General features: G+C 72.6%; 13 protein-coding genes. 9 read left to right on the forward strand and 4 right to left on the reverse strand.

Going from position 1 to position 12,859, the window contains the following annotated elements:
- Nucleotides 1–57 precede the first annotated feature (57 nt).
- Both chpH and OG985_RS36080 read left to right on the forward strand, forming a co-directional pair.
- Nucleotides 58–291 (forward strand): chaplin ChpH, encoded by a 234-nt coding sequence (chpH, locus tag OG985_RS36075; RefSeq protein ID WP_371672573.1) that lies wholly within the window; start codon nt 58–60, stop codon nt 289–291.
- Nucleotides 292–431: 140 nt separating this feature from the next.
- Nucleotides 432–1,340: a chaplin family protein gene (locus tag OG985_RS36080; RefSeq protein WP_371672574.1), complete on the forward strand. Its 909-nt coding sequence runs from the start codon at nt 432–434 to the stop codon at nt 1,338–1,340.
- A gap of 114 nt (nt 1,341–1,454) precedes the next feature.
- On the opposite strand, the gene OG985_RS36085 is transcribed toward OG985_RS36080, so the two are convergent.
- Entirely contained in the window at nt 1,455–1,643 is a 189-nt protein-coding gene (locus tag OG985_RS36085; protein ID WP_005485166.1) for a DUF5703 family protein, read from the reverse strand.
- A gap of 47 nt (nt 1,644–1,690) precedes the next feature.
- Between OG985_RS36085 and OG985_RS36090 the strand changes: the two genes are divergently transcribed.
- Complete coding sequence (locus OG985_RS36090; protein ID WP_371672575.1) at nt 1,691–2,401, forward strand: hypothetical protein; 711 nt, start codon at nt 1,691–1,693, stop codon at nt 2,399–2,401.
- A 66-nt stretch (nt 2,402–2,467) separates the two neighbouring features.
- Here the strand turns inward: OG985_RS36090 and OG985_RS36095 are convergent, their stop codons facing one another.
- Together OG985_RS36095 and OG985_RS36100 are read right to left on the reverse strand one after the other, a co-directional pair.
- Nucleotides 2,468–4,750 (reverse strand): helix-hairpin-helix domain-containing protein, encoded by a 2,283-nt coding sequence (locus OG985_RS36095; protein ID WP_371672576.1) that lies wholly within the window; start codon nt 4,748–4,750, stop codon nt 2,468–2,470.
- Nucleotides 4,747–5,730 carry an aldo/keto reductase gene (locus OG985_RS36100; RefSeq protein WP_371672577.1) on the reverse strand — a complete coding sequence of 328 codons (984 nt, stop codon included), beginning with the start codon at nt 5,728–5,730 and terminating at the stop codon, nt 4,747–4,749. The genes OG985_RS36095 and OG985_RS36100 overlap by 4 nt, the downstream gene beginning before the upstream one ends.
- Before the next feature lie 185 nt (nt 5,731–5,915).
- Here OG985_RS36100 and OG985_RS36105 point away from each other — a divergent pair, with 185 nt between their 5' ends.
- On the forward strand, nt 5,916–6,971 hold the full coding sequence (locus OG985_RS36105; protein WP_371672578.1) for an LLM class F420-dependent oxidoreductase: 1,056 nt from the start codon (nt 5,916–5,918) through the stop codon (nt 6,969–6,971).
- Between the two features lie 256 nt (nt 6,972–7,227).
- On the forward strand, nt 7,228–8,016 hold the full coding sequence (locus tag OG985_RS36110; protein WP_371672579.1) for a ferritin-like domain-containing protein: 789 nt from the start codon (nt 7,228–7,230) through the stop codon (nt 8,014–8,016).
- A 22-nt stretch (nt 8,017–8,038) separates the two neighbouring features.
- Here the strand turns inward: OG985_RS36110 and corA are convergent, their stop codons facing one another.
- Nucleotides 8,039–9,037, reverse strand: coding sequence for a magnesium/cobalt transporter CorA (corA, locus tag OG985_RS36115; protein ID WP_371672580.1), 999 nt, complete (start codon nt 9,035–9,037; stop codon nt 8,039–8,041).
- A 62-nt stretch (nt 9,038–9,099) separates the two neighbouring features.
- Here corA and OG985_RS36120 point away from each other — a divergent pair, with 62 nt between their 5' ends.
- From OG985_RS36120 to mshC, 4 genes are all read left to right on the forward strand, one after another.
- Complete coding sequence (locus OG985_RS36120; RefSeq protein ID WP_371672581.1) at nt 9,100–9,786, forward strand: histidine phosphatase family protein; 687 nt, start codon at nt 9,100–9,102, stop codon at nt 9,784–9,786.
- Nucleotides 9,787–9,900: 114 nt separating this feature from the next.
- Nucleotides 9,901–10,491: a DUF3090 domain-containing protein gene (locus OG985_RS36125; protein ID WP_371672582.1), complete on the forward strand. Its 591-nt coding sequence runs from the start codon at nt 9,901–9,903 to the stop codon at nt 10,489–10,491.
- Nucleotides 10,455–11,288, forward strand: a complete 834-nt coding sequence (locus tag OG985_RS36130; protein ID WP_371672583.1) for an SCO1664 family protein — start codon at nt 10,455–10,457, stop codon at nt 11,286–11,288. Before OG985_RS36125 ends, OG985_RS36130 begins: the two co-directional genes overlap by 37 nt.
- Before the next feature lie 184 nt (nt 11,289–11,472).
- Nucleotides 11,473–12,702 (forward strand): cysteine--1-D-myo-inosityl 2-amino-2-deoxy-alpha-D-glucopyranoside ligase, encoded by a 1,230-nt coding sequence (mshC, locus tag OG985_RS36135; protein ID WP_371672584.1) that lies wholly within the window; start codon nt 11,473–11,475, stop codon nt 12,700–12,702.
- Nucleotides 12,703–12,859 lie beyond the last annotated feature (157 nt).

The following is a 12,859-nucleotide window of genomic DNA, read 5'->3' on the forward strand; positions in this document are numbered from 1 at the left end:
CTCGTTACAGGTCATGCGATCCGGTACTTGGGATCGCATTGCCTACAAGGAGGAATAATGATCAAGAAGGTCGTCGCTGCTGCGGCTGCCACTGGTGGGCTGGTTCTCGCGGGCGCGGGTCTGGCCGTCGCCGATGCGGGTGCTCAGGGTGCTGCGGTGCACTCCCCGGGTGTCCTCTCCGGCAACGTCGTTCAGGTGCCCGTTCACGTCCCGGTGAACGTCTGCGGCAACACGGTCTCCGTGATCGGGCTGCTGAACCCCGCCTTCGGCAACACCTGCGTCAACCAGTGACGTTGTGCCTCGCCCCATGAGGGCCTGAGCCGGTCGGCCCCGTAGTGCACGCCATGCGCTCCGGGGCCGACCGGCCTTTTCGGAACGTCGGTTTTTCGCTTTTCGGTTTTCGCGACAAGGTCGAAGGCAGGGATTCAGTAATGCGACAGGTCACCCGCAAGGGCCTGATGACCGTGGCGGCCGCGACCGGTGTGATCGCCGCCGCGGGAGGCGCCGCCCACGCCGACTCGGGCGCGAGCGGCTCGAGTTCGAACTCGCCCGGCGTGCTGTCCGGCAACACCGTGCAGGTGCCGGTGCACGTGCCGGTGAACGCCTGCGGCAACACGGTGAACGTCGTCGGGGTCCTGAACCCCGCGGTCGGCAACAAGTGCGCCAACAGGAGCGGCGGCAGCGGTTCCTCCGGAGGATACGGCGACTCCCGAGGTCACGGGGGCAGCCACGGAGGACACGGAGGCCACGGAGGACACGGGGGCGGCCATGAGGGCTCCGGGGGCTCGCACGCCGGCGGACACACCGGCGGCTCTCCGGGTGTCGGCTCCGGCAATCACGTCGAGGTGCCGATCGACGCCCCGGTGAACGTCTGCGGCAACAGCGTGGATCTCATCGGCATCGGCAACCCTGCCCTGGGCAACGACTGCGCGAACGACGGCGGTTACGGCGGCGGTCACTCCACGCCGCCCGGGAAGCCGGGGCACCCCGGCAGCCCCGAGCAGCCGGGCCACCCCGGTCACCCGGGCAGTCCGCACCACCCCGGCAACCCGAGCCACCCGGGCAACCCGGGGACTCCGAACCAGCCGGGTCACCCCGGCACCCCGGCGCAGCCGGGTCACCCCGGCTTCCCGGGCACCCCGCCGGCCTCGGGCGGCCACGTGCCGGGCGGCTCCGCGCACGTCGACCAGCCGGGAGCCCGGTCCGTCGTCCAGCCGCAGGCAGCCGCGCAGCTTGCCCACACCGGCAGCGACCTGCCGATGGGCCTGGTCCTCCCGGTGGGCGCCGGGGCGCTGCTGGCGGGCGCGGTGCTGTACCGCAAGGGGCGCACCTCCATGTGATCGGGTGCACACCGTCCGAAGACGCCGGGTGCGGCGCGCACCGCACCGGAAACGGGCGGTGACCGCGACGGAACGGGCCTCGCTCCGGCGGGGCCCGTCACCCTGTCCGCCGTCTCACCAGGTGGCACGCACCTGGCGGATGATCCGCCGCCGCAACCGCACCCTGCGGCTGCCGTCGCGCAGCAGACTGAGGCGGTCCAACTCCCAGTGTCCGTACTCAGCATGGTCCGTCAGCAGGCGTGTGGCGTCCTTGCGGGAGACCCCGCGCGGTACGTACACGTCGACAAATTCGTATTCCGGCATCGCATCTATTGTGCGGGCACGGGCTCGGTACGGATAGCGTCTGCACTATGTCTGATGCTGCGCAGCCCACCGCTGCCGAGGTACGAGCCGCCGCCGAGGCGGTCAAGACCGCGCTCGACCGCCACCTGGCCGCGGTCGAACGCAGGTCCGGGGAGGACGACCCCGCTGTCTACGAGGCGTTCAACCAGCTGGCCGCGGCCGCCGAGGTGTACGACGAGCTGCTCTACGACCGCCACGACGAGGTCACGCCTTTCGAGATCCCGGCTGCGGACGACTCGCTGCCCCCCTACACGGGCCCCGAGGAGCCGAACGCGCTCAGCGTGCTGATCCGTCGCGACTACGCCGTGGTGGAACCGCAGCGCCTGCTGGCACAGGCCGAGCGGGTCGAGGCGGTGGACGACGAGGGCGCGGACACGGAGGCCTCCGTCACGGTGCACGGGGCGCTGGGCATCCTGTTCGGCGAGTTCGAGGCGGACGAGATCGCCTCCCGGCACAAGGAGTTCGGTCTGGAGGAGGGCGACTCCACGCTCTGGGTGACGGCCGCCGACGAGCCGGCCGATCCCGGTGAGTGGCTGGAGGCGCCGTTCGAGCAGATCGATCCGCAGCGGGTGATCTGCCGCTTCGACGTCAGCGCGGTGTTCGACGACGAGATCGACGACGACGCGGACCTCGAGGAGGACGAGGAGCTCGAAGAACTCGAAGACGGCGCGGAGGACGACGTCGAGGACGACCTGGAGCCGCAGGACGCGGATCGCTGACGGGCACGTCGGTCGACACGACGGCGGCGGCACGGGGCAGAACCCCGTGCCGCCGCCGTCGTCCGTTCATCCGGCGGCCGGGACCTGGGCGCCGAGCAGGGCGGGGAGCCGGGTCGTGCGGGTCTTCGCCGGCACCTCCGCCACGGCCTTCGGCAGCGCCTGCTCCACGCCGTGGACCACGGACAGATGGCGGTCCGCACGGCCGAACGCCGTGTAGACCCAGGGACGGCTGAGCGACTGCACCGCGTCGCCGGGCAGCACCACGACCGCCGCGGACCACCGGCATCCCACCGCCTGGTGCGCGGTCAGCGCCCATCCGTGCCGCACGGTCTGCTCCACCCGCTCCCGGGGTACGACGACCGTCTCGCCCCCGCACGACAGGTGCAGCCCGTCGTCGTCGGCCTTCTCCACGCGGCCCGGCAGAGTACGGCCCGGCGCGGGGGAGTAGGCGATCCGGTCACCGGGGTCGAAGCCGCCGAACCGGCCGGGGCCCGGGTTGAGCCGCTCCTTGAGCGCCGTGTTCAGCGCGCGCGTGCCGGCCGCACCGCCGTGGCCCGGGGTGATCACCTGGGTCTCCTCGGCCGGGATGCCGATCGCCCGCGGCACCGAGTCCGCGACCAGCTGCACGGTGCGGTGCACGGCCTCGCCCGCGTCCCGCACCGGCACGATCACGACCTCCTTGCCGGGGGCCTCCACCTGGTTCAGCTCGCCGATGCCGACGCCCGAGACCAGCTCGCCCAGCGGACCCGGGTCCGGCCGCCGCGAGGCGACCTGGGGGCAGGCCCGCGCCGCCAGCAGGTCCGCGAAGACGCGGCCGGGGCCGGCCGACCACAGCACCGCCGGGTCCCCGGCCAGCACCAGCCGGGCGCCGTCCGGCAGCGACTCCGAGACCAGGGCCGCCGTCTCGACGTCCAGCTGGGGCGCGTCGAGTACGACGAGCAGGTCGAGGTCCAGCGCACCGTCCCGGTCCCGGCCCGGACCCTCGGCGCCGGCCAGCAGCCCGGCGACGGTGGCGACACCGGGGCCGGCGCTCTCGGGAGGCCCGGAGCTGTCGGCCGGGGAACCGGCCTGCGCGGCGGCCCGTGCGGTCAGGGCCGCGAAGCGGGCGCGGCCGAGCGGGGTGTGGGCGGCGGCCCAGGCACGCAGCCCGAGTCCGTGCGCGGCGCGCAGCAGCGCCGCCGGTTCCGCCAGGGACGCCTCGGCGCCGGTGTGCAGGACGAGGCCATGGCCCGCGACCGCGCGGATCAGCTCCGCGGCGGAGCCCTCGGCGGATGCGGCGGCCCCTTCCCAGTCCGCGGCCGAACCGTCCTCCTTGGGCACCGAGTTGACCAGCCGGGCCAGGCCGTCCGCGAGGCTCTCCTCGGCGAGGGCGTACCGCTCCAGGCCGACGAGGACACGGACCGGCCGCTCCTCGTCCTCCGCCTCCTCCGCCTGCCGGTCGGGCACCGCGGACTGCTCCAGGGCGTCCTGGAACAGCAGGGCCTCGCCCTCCGCGACGGTGTCCTGCACGGCCGCTTCCGGGTCCGGCACGGCCTGACGGCCCAGCGCGGCGACGAGGGCCGGCAGGTCCAGGGCGGTGTGCCCGGCCAGGGCCGCCTGCTCCAGCAGCCAGACGGTGACCGCCCGCACCCGCCGCTCGTCGGCCGGGCCGCAGTCCGCGCCGAGCAGCGCCCGCGCGAAGCCGTCGGCCTGCTCCGGCCGCACACCGCCGACCCGCAGCAACTGCCAGGGATCCGCCCGCAGCAGCTCGTCCGCTCCCTCTCCCAGGGCGGCGGCGACCTGCGGAGCGAGCGTGTCGGGCGCACCGCCGTCGGTCAGCACGCGCCGCACGGCCCCGACGGTCTCCGGCGCGGCGGCCGAGGGCGAGGTGACGGGCTGCGCGGACACGGGCTGGGGCCTCGGTTCGGCGGCGGGCCGGCGTGGTGCGGGCTCGGGCTCGCGGAAGGCGGTGGCCACGGGCTTCTCCCCGCTCTCCACGGCCCGTACGGCCGCGAGGAGCTCGGCCGCGGTGCCGCTGAGCTTGGTCCCGCTCTCCACGGGCGCCTTCCGCTCTGCCTTCCGCCGCTCGATGCGTTCCCGCTCCACCCGCTGGGCGGCCAGCTCGGCCTCGGCCTCGGAGAGCTTGGCGGCGCCGTCCCCCTCGGCGCCTGCCGTCTCCTCCGTGGCCTCGCCACCCTCGCCGCCCTCGCCGGTCAGGGCGTCCGCGACCGGCCCCGCGGCGGCGCCGGCGTCGTCGCTCCCGGTCTCAGCCACGGTCCCGGACTCCGGTGTGCCGCCCTCCGCCGCGGCGTCCGGCGTTTCCGGCTCGGTGTCCTGAGCGTCCTCGGTGGGCTCCGGCTCCGTGCTCACAGCGTGCTCCAGTCGTGATCGGGATAGCGGTGCAGGGGCGCCGACACGTCGTCGAGCGCCCGGCAGATCTCGTCAGGAAGACTAAGGGCCTCCACTGACAACGCCGCCGTGAGCTGTTGCGCGTTGCGCGCGCCGACGATCGGCGCGGTCACGCCGGGCCGGTCGCGGACCCACGCCAGTGCCACCTGGAGCGGGGTCACGGCGAGTCCGTCCGCCGCGGTCGCCACGGCGTCCACGATGCGGCTCGCCGTGTCGTCGAGATACGGCGCGACGAAGGGCGCCATGTGTTGCGAGCCGCCCCGCGAGTCGGCCGGCGTCGAGTGCCGGTACTTGCCCGTCAGGACCCCGCGGCCGAGCGGTGAGGAGGGCAGCAGGCCGATCCCGAGATCCTGGGCGGCCGGCAGCACCTCGCGTTCGATGCCCCGCTGGAGCAGCGAGTACTCCAGCTGCGTACCCGCCAGCCGGGTCCGCGTACCCGGGGCCGCGAGCTGCCAGGTCGCCGCCTTGGCGAGCTGCCAGCCAGAGAAGTTGGACACCGCGGCGTAGCGGGCGCGACCGCTGCTGACCGCGAGGTCGAGCGCCTGGAGAGTCTCCTCCAGGGGGGTGACCGGGTCGAAGGCGTGGATGTGCCACAGGTCGACGTAGTCCGTGCCGAGGCGGGTCAGCGAGTCGTCCAGGGCGGCGAGCAGGTGGCCGCGCGAGCCGTCGGAGCGGCGGTCGGGGTCCGGCACACTGCCGGCCTTCGTGGAGATGACGAGGTCCCGGCGCGGTACGAGGCCTTCTATGAGACGTCCGAGCAGGTACTCGGCGTCTCCGTCGCCGTACACGTCCGCGGTGTCGACGAGGGAGCCGCCCGCCTCCCAGAACGTCTTCAAGAGGTCCGCCGCGTCGTGCTCGTCCGTGTCCCGGCCCCAGGTGAGGGTGCCGAGCCCGATGCGGGACACGCGCAGGCCGGTGCGACCGAGATGCCTCTGCTCCATGAACGCCGAGATTACTGGCCAGAACCTGTCGCGTGGGTGCCGGTGGATAACCAGTTTCGCGGCCGCTGCCGGTGCGGGTGCCGGGTTCGCCCCGCCGTCCCGACCCCGACCGCGACCTGCCCCGATCCGCACCCCCGCGCTATGGTTCGGCCCAAGGGACGTTACTGATCGGTAAGGGGATCGGCATGCAGCTCGGGATCAACCTCGGCTACTGGGGTGCCGGAATGGACGGGGACAACCTGGCCGTGGCCCAGGAGGCCGACCGGCTCGGGTACGCCGTCTGCTGGGCCGCCGAGGCCTATGGCTCCGACGCGGCCACCGTGCTCACCTGGGTCGCCGCCCAGACCGAGCGCATCGACGTGGGTTCGGCCATCTTCCAGATCCCGGCCCGCCAGCCGGCGATGACCGCGATGACCGCCGCCACGCTCGACTCGCTGTCCGGCGGCCGGTTCCGGCTCGGCCTCGGCGTCTCGGGCCCGCAGGTCTCCGAGGGCTGGTACGGCGTCAAGTTCGACAAGCCGCTCTCGCGCACCCGCGAGTACGTCGAGATCGTGCGCAAGGCCATGACACGGGAGCGGCTGTCGTTCGAGGGGGAGCACTGGACGCTGCCGCTGCCGGGCGGCCCGGGCAAGCCGATCAAGCTGACCGTGCACCCGGAGCGCGAGCACATCCCGCTCTACATCGCCGCCATCGGTCCGAAGAACCTCGAACAGACCGGTGAGATCGCCGACGGGGCGCTGCTCATCTTCCCGTCCGCCGACCACATCGAGGACACCGCGATCCAGTACCTGCGCGCGGGCCGCGAGAAGGCCGGCAAGACCCTCGACGGCTTCGACGTCTGCCCCACGCTGCCGCTCGCCGTCGGCGAGGACAAGGACGTGGCCTCGCTCGCCGACACCTTCCGCCCCTACACCGCGCTGTACGTCGGCGGCATGGGCAGCCGTAAGCAGAACTTCTACAACCAGCTCGCCCAGCGCATGGGTTACGAGAAGGAGGCCGCCGAGATCCAGGACAAGTACCTGGCCGGCGACAAGCAGGGTGCCGCGGCCGCCGTACCGCACGACCTGATCGACAAGACGACGCTGCTCGGCAGCGTCGAGCGGATCGCGGACCGGATGAAGGCCTACGCCGCGGCCGGGGTCACCACCCTGACCCTCGCGCCCGCGGGCTTCACGCTCGACGAGCGGATCGCCTCACTGCGCGCCGGCACCGAGGCCATGGAGCGCGCCGGACTCGCCTGACACGGCGGCGGCCCACAACGCGTGGGCCGCCGAAGTTCCGCGGCCGTGGTGGGGGCTCGGGGGTCTTCCCCGCCACGGCCGTCACGGGGAACAACGCGCGGGAGTCCGCTCGGTTACGCCCCGCTCGTGACGCCGACGGTCCCCCTTTCGGCGCAGTTGTCCGACACAGCTGTTGCGGCACCTCCCGCACCGCACTTGACTCGTTCTCCGGGGATTCCTGCGGAATCGGCCGGAACGCTGCGGAGAGGTGCCCACGATGCTTTCGGCGAAGAATCTGTTCCAGGAGATCCTCGACGACGACGAGTCCTTCCGGCTGTTCTGCTCCATCGCCGCCAGCGGGGAGTCGCAGGGCGGCTGGGAGAACGGACGCATCGCCGCGCTCGTCCCGGCCGACGCCCGCGAACTCGCACCCAAGATCGCCCGGCACGGCGCCGACGAGGACAAGCACGGCCGGATCTTCCACGCCCTGCTCAGAAAGCGCGGCCTGCGACCGGTCCCCGTACCGCCCGAGACCGACTACACGATGCTCCTGGAGCGGCACGGCATCGGTCTCGCGCACGAGAAGCTCAGGGACGACGAGCCGCTGAGCGTGCGGGACGTCGTCACCTACCTCGCCCACAGCCGGGTCACCGAGCAGCGCGCCTCCGAGCAGATGCGACTGCTGCGCAGACACTTCGCCGACCACCCCGACATCGGGCGCGCCGTGAGAATGATCTCGAACGACGAGGACAACCACCTCGCCTACTGCCACGAGGAACTGCTCCGCCTCGCCTACGCCGGTCACGGCCGCGCCATCCAGCGCGCGCTGCGCGAGTGCGCCCTCGCGGAGATCCGCGTCTACCGGGACGTCAGCCTCGCCGTCATGGACCACATGGGACGCATCCTCGGCTGGCCGAAGGCGAAGTCCGCGCTCTTCGCGGCCGGTATCCACGCCGTGTACGCCTACGAGCGGCTCGCGGGCTGGCGCCGGATGGCGAGCCTGCGGATGCCCGAGCGCCGCGACGCGCTCGGCGGGCCCGCGACCACGGCCCCCGAGTTCGCCTGAACCACCCGCCTCGCGCGCGTGCCTACAGCCAGCCCCGGCGCTGGAACAGCCGGTACAGCGCGACCTCCAGAGCGGCCATCAGCGCGATCACCGCCGGATACGACCACACCCAGTGCAGCTCCGGCATGTGGTCGAAGTTCATGCCGTAGATCCCCGCGATCATCGTGGGGACCGCCGCCATGGCCGCCCACGCGGAGATCTTGCGCATGTCGTCGTTCTGCCGGACGCTCATCTGCGCGAGATGCGCCGACAGGACGTCCGAGACCAGCCGGTCCAGCCCCTCCACCGACTCGTTCACCCGCGTGAGGTGGTCGTTGACGTCCCGGAAGAAGGGCCGCGCCCTGTCGTCGACGAACGGCACCGCCCCGCCGAACTGACCGACGCCCGACAGTCGCATCAGCGGCAGCGCCAGGGGTCCGGTGGCCCGGCGGAACTCCAGGATCTGCCGTTTGAAGGTGTAGATCCGCGAGGCCGTGTGGCGTGAGCCGCCGCCGTTCGGCGAGAAGACCTCCGTCTCCAGTTCCTCCAGGTCGGTCTGCAACTCGGTGGCCACGTCCAGGTAGTGGTCGACGACGGCGTCGGTGATCGCGTACAGCACCGCGGTGGGGCCCTTGCCCAGCAGCTCGGGTTCGTTCTCGAGGCGGCTCCGCACGGCACCGAGCGAGGAGCCCTCGCCGTGGCGGACGGTCACCACGAAGGAGTCGCCGAGGAACAGCATGAGCTCGCCGGTGGAGACGGCGTCGCTCTCCTGCTCGTAGACGACGGGTTTGAGGACCAGGAACAGCGAGTCGTCGTACACCTCCAGCTTGGGCCGCTGATGGGCCTTCAGGGCGTCCTCGACGGCCAGCGGGTGCAGCCCGAACTCCTCGGTGACGCGGTCGAACTCCTTCTCCGACGGCTCGTGCAGCCCGACCCACACGAACGCGTCGCCCGTGGCACGGGCCTGCGCGAGGGCGTCGGAAAGGTCCTCGGGACCCTCCGTCCGGTGCCCGTCCCGGTAGATGGCACAGTCGACGATCACGGACCGTATTCTCCTTCCGCCCGGCAGCTCCCGCCATCAGGCGGGCGCCTACGCTGGTCCGCATGCCCACTCTGATCCTTGTCAGGCACGGACGCTCCACCGCGAACACCGAGGGGCTGCTCGCCGGGTGGACGCCCGGGGTCGCCCTCGACGAGCGCGGCGCCGCCCAGGCCGCCGCACTGCCCGGGCGGCTCGCCGGGCTGCCGATCTCCGAGGTCGTCGCCAGCCCGCTGCAGCGCTGCCAGGAGACGATCGCCCCGCTGCTGGAGGCCCGGCCCGGTCTGGCCTCGCACTCCGACGAGCGGATCGGGGAGTGCCACTACGGCGACTGGTCCGGTCGCAAGCTCGCCGAGCTCACGGACGAGCCGCTGATGGCGGTCGTGCAGGCGCACCCGTCCGCGGCCGCGTTCCCCGGCGGCGAGTCGATGCGGGCGATGCAGACGCGGGCCGCCGAGGCGGTGCGCGAGTGGAACGCGCGCGTGGAGCGCGATCACGGCGCCGACGCGGTCTACCTCATGTGCTCGCACGGAGACGTCATCAAGTCCCTCGTCGCCGACGCCCTAGGACTTCATCTCGACCTCTTCCAGCGGATCTCCGTCGAACCGTGTTCCGTCACCGTCATCCGCTACACACGGCTCAGGCCGTTTCTTCTCCGCCTCGGCGACACCGGCGACTTCGCGTCCCTGGCGCCGCGCGAGGAGCCGCCGGCGGACGAGGCCCCGGTCGGGGGTGGTGCGGGCGCACCGTGATCGTCGGGCGCAGTAGGGTGAAGCGGTCGCAAGCGCGCCGTACTTGCCCCGCGGCAACGCAGGGGCGGGGCCGGCCGGCCCCATGTCGATCCACGATTCCAATGGAGACAGGACGTGTCCCGTCAGGTGTTCCTCTACGACCCCCCGGACCGTTTCGTGGCCGGTACGGTCGGGCTGCCCGGACGCCGTACGTTCTTCCTCCAGGCCGCCGCCGGCCCCCGGGTGACCAGCGTGGCCCTGGAGAAGACGCAGGTCGCCGCGCTCGCCGAGCGCATGGACGAACTCCTCGACGAGGTCGTACGCCGTAGCGGCGGCAACGCGGCCGTCCCGGCCGTGGCGCCCGCCGACGTGCCCGACACCGCCCCCCTCGAAGCTCCCGTCGAGGAGGAGTTCCGCGTCGGCACCATGGCGCTGGCCTGGGACGGCGAGGAAGAGCGCATGATCGTCGAGGCGCAGGCCCTGGTCGAACTCGACGCCGACACCGACGAGGACCTCGCCGAGGCGGAGGAGCGGCTCCTGCAGGACGAGGAGAACGGCCCGCCGATGCTGCGGGTCCGGCTCACCGGCGCGCAGGCGAGGTCCTTCGCCAAGCGCGCGCTCGACGTCGTCAACGCGGGACGGCCGCCCTGCCCGCTGTGCAGCCTCCCGCTCGACCCGGAAGGACATGTATGTCCGCGCCAGAACGGATACCGCCGCGGAGCGTGACATCCGGTCCGCTGTCGCCCGCCGAACTCCTCGCCGAGGGCGAGCTGACCGTGCGCGGCCGCATCCGCGAGGCGTCCAACGCGGCGCTGTACTGCACGGTGAGCCATGACGGGCAGGAAGCGTTCTGCGTCTACAAGCCGGTCGCCGGTGAGCGGCCCCTGTGGGACTTCCCCGACGGCACGCTGGCCCAGCGCGAGGTGGCCGCCTACGAGGTCGCCGAGGCGACCGGCTGGGGGCTCGTGCCGCCCACGGTGCTGCGGGAGGGCCCGTACGGCGAGGGGATGTGCCAGCTGTGGATCGAGATGACGCCCGAGACGGAACTGCTCGCCCTGGTGGACGGCGAGGAGCCCGGCCCGGGCTGGAAGGCGATCGGATTCGCCGAGGTGGGTGAGGGCAGAACGGCGCTCCTGGTGCACGCCGACGACGAACGGCTGCGCCGGATGTCCGTGCTCGACGCCGTGATCAACAACGCCGACCGCAAGGGCGGCCACCTGCTGCCCACCGCGGGCGGCCGGCTGTACGGCATCGACCACGGGGTCACCTTCAACGCCGAGAACAAGCTGCGGACGCTGCTGTGGGGCTGGGCGGGGGAGCCTCTGACGGACGAGTCGGTGGCGGTGCTCAAAGGCCTCCAGGAGGCACTGACGGCGTCAGGCGCGCTCGCCCGGCGGCTGACCGCGCTGATCACGGAGGCCGAGCTGGACGCCACGCGCGCCCGCGTCGACGCCCTGCTGACCTCGGGCAAGCACCCGGAGCCGAGCGGCGAATGGCCGGCGATCCCCTGGCCGCCTGTCTAGCAGATTTCAGGCATCTCGGGCGTCTATGGACGTACGCCGCATTCGGGGATACCCACGCGGATCGGTACGGACAGGGCATGAGAGGGGCTAGGACACAAGAGCCGGTATCACGCAAGAACGCCTTACCGGCCATCCGGCCCGGTCCGGTTCGTATACGTCACATCCGGCCGGTTAGGCTCATGACATGCATGCCTGGCCCGCTTCCGAGGTCCCCGCCCTGCCTGGTCAGGGCCGCGACCTGAGGATCCACGACACCGCGACCGGCGGTTCGGTCACCCTCGACCCCGGTCCCGTCGCCCGTATCTACGTCTGCGGCATCACTCCGTACGACGCGACCCACCTGGGTCACGCGGCGACCTACAACGCGTTCGACCTCGTCCAGCGCGTGTGGCTCGACACCAAGCGGCAGGTTCACTACGTCCAGAACGTGACCGACGTCGACGACCCGCTCCTCGAGCGGGCCGAGCGCGACGGCATCGACTGGGTGGCCCTCGCCGAGAAGGAGACCGCCCTCTTCCGCGAGGACATGACCGCCCTGCGGATGCTGCCGCCGCAGCACTACATAGGCGCCGTCGAGGCGATACCCGGCATCGTGCCGCTCGTCGAACGGCTGCGGGACGCGGGCGCCGCCTACGAACTCGAGGGGGACGTCTACTTCTCCGTCGAGTCCGACCCGAACTTCGGCACGGTGTCCCACCTGGACGCCGCCACGATGCGCCTGCTGTCCGCCGAACGCGGCGGCGACCCGGACCGCCCGGGCAAGAAGAACCCCCTCGACCCGATGCTGTGGATGGCCGCCCGTGAGGGTGAGCCCAGCTGGGACGGCGGTTCCCTCGGACGCGGCCGACCCGGCTGGCACATCGAGTGCGTCGCCATCGCCCTCGACCATCTCGGTATGGGCTTCGACGTCCAGGGCGGCGGCTCCGACCTCGCCTTCCCCCACCACGAGATGGGCGCCTCTCACGCCCAGGCCCTGACCGGCGAGTTCCCCATGGCCAAGGCGTACGTGCACGCCGGCATGGTCGCCCTGCACGGCGAGAAGATGTCCAAGTCCAAGGGCAATCTGGTCTTCGTGTCCACGCTGCGTCAGGACGGCGTCGACCCCGCCGCCATCCGTCTCGCGCTGCTCGCCCACCACTACCGGGCCGACTGGGAGTGGACCGACCAGGTCCTCGAGGACGCCGTCGCCCGGCTCGGACGCTGGCGCGCGGCCGTGTCCCGGCCCGACGGCCCGCCCGCCGAGGCGCTCGTCGAGGAGATCCGCGAGGCCCTCGCCGCCGACCTGGACGCCCCGGCCGCGCTGGCCGCCGTGGACCGCTGGGCCGCGCTCCAGGACGAGCGCGGCGGTACGGACGAAGGCGCGCCCGGCGTCGTCTCGCGTGCCGTGGACGCGCTGCTGGGCGTGGCCCTGTAGGCACCCGGACACGAGAGGGGCGCTTCCTCCGCGTGGTTCTCCACGTGAAGGAAGCGCCCCTCTTCGTCTTCGCGCACCGGACCGGCGAAGCAGCGCCTGCCGATCGGCCGCCCGTCAGCCGGGACCGCGGCGGGGGGCGGTGCGTTCACCGTGCACC

This window comes from Streptomyces sp. NBC_00289, from assembly GCF_041435115.1.
Taxonomy (GTDB): domain Bacteria; phylum Actinomycetota; class Actinomycetes; order Streptomycetales; family Streptomycetaceae; genus Streptomyces.

Coding starts and splice junctions, on each gene's coding strand:
- chpH (WP_371672573.1), top strand. CDS start 58: ATGATCAAGAAGGTCGTCGCTGCTGCGGCTGCCACTGGTGGGCTGGTT.
- OG985_RS36080 (WP_371672574.1), top strand. CDS start 432: ATGCGACAGGTCACCCGCAAGGGCCTGATGACCGTGGCGGCCGCGACC.
- OG985_RS36085 (WP_005485166.1), bottom strand. CDS start 1,643: ATGCCGGAATACGAATTTGTCGACGTGTACGTACCGCGCGGGGTCTCC.
- OG985_RS36090 (WP_371672575.1), top strand. CDS start 1,691: ATGTCTGATGCTGCGCAGCCCACCGCTGCCGAGGTACGAGCCGCCGCC.
- OG985_RS36100 (WP_371672577.1), bottom strand. CDS start 5,730: ATGGAGCAGAGGCATCTCGGTCGCACCGGCCTGCGCGTGTCCCGCATC.
- OG985_RS36105 (WP_371672578.1), top strand. CDS start 5,916: ATGCAGCTCGGGATCAACCTCGGCTACTGGGGTGCCGGAATGGACGGG.
- OG985_RS36110 (WP_371672579.1), top strand. CDS start 7,228: ATGCTTTCGGCGAAGAATCTGTTCCAGGAGATCCTCGACGACGACGAG.
- OG985_RS36120 (WP_371672581.1), top strand. CDS start 9,100: ATGCCCACTCTGATCCTTGTCAGGCACGGACGCTCCACCGCGAACACC.
- OG985_RS36130 (WP_371672583.1), top strand. CDS start 10,455: ATGTCCGCGCCAGAACGGATACCGCCGCGGAGCGTGACATCCGGTCCG.
- mshC (WP_371672584.1), top strand. CDS start 11,473: ATGCATGCCTGGCCCGCTTCCGAGGTCCCCGCCCTGCCTGGTCAGGGC.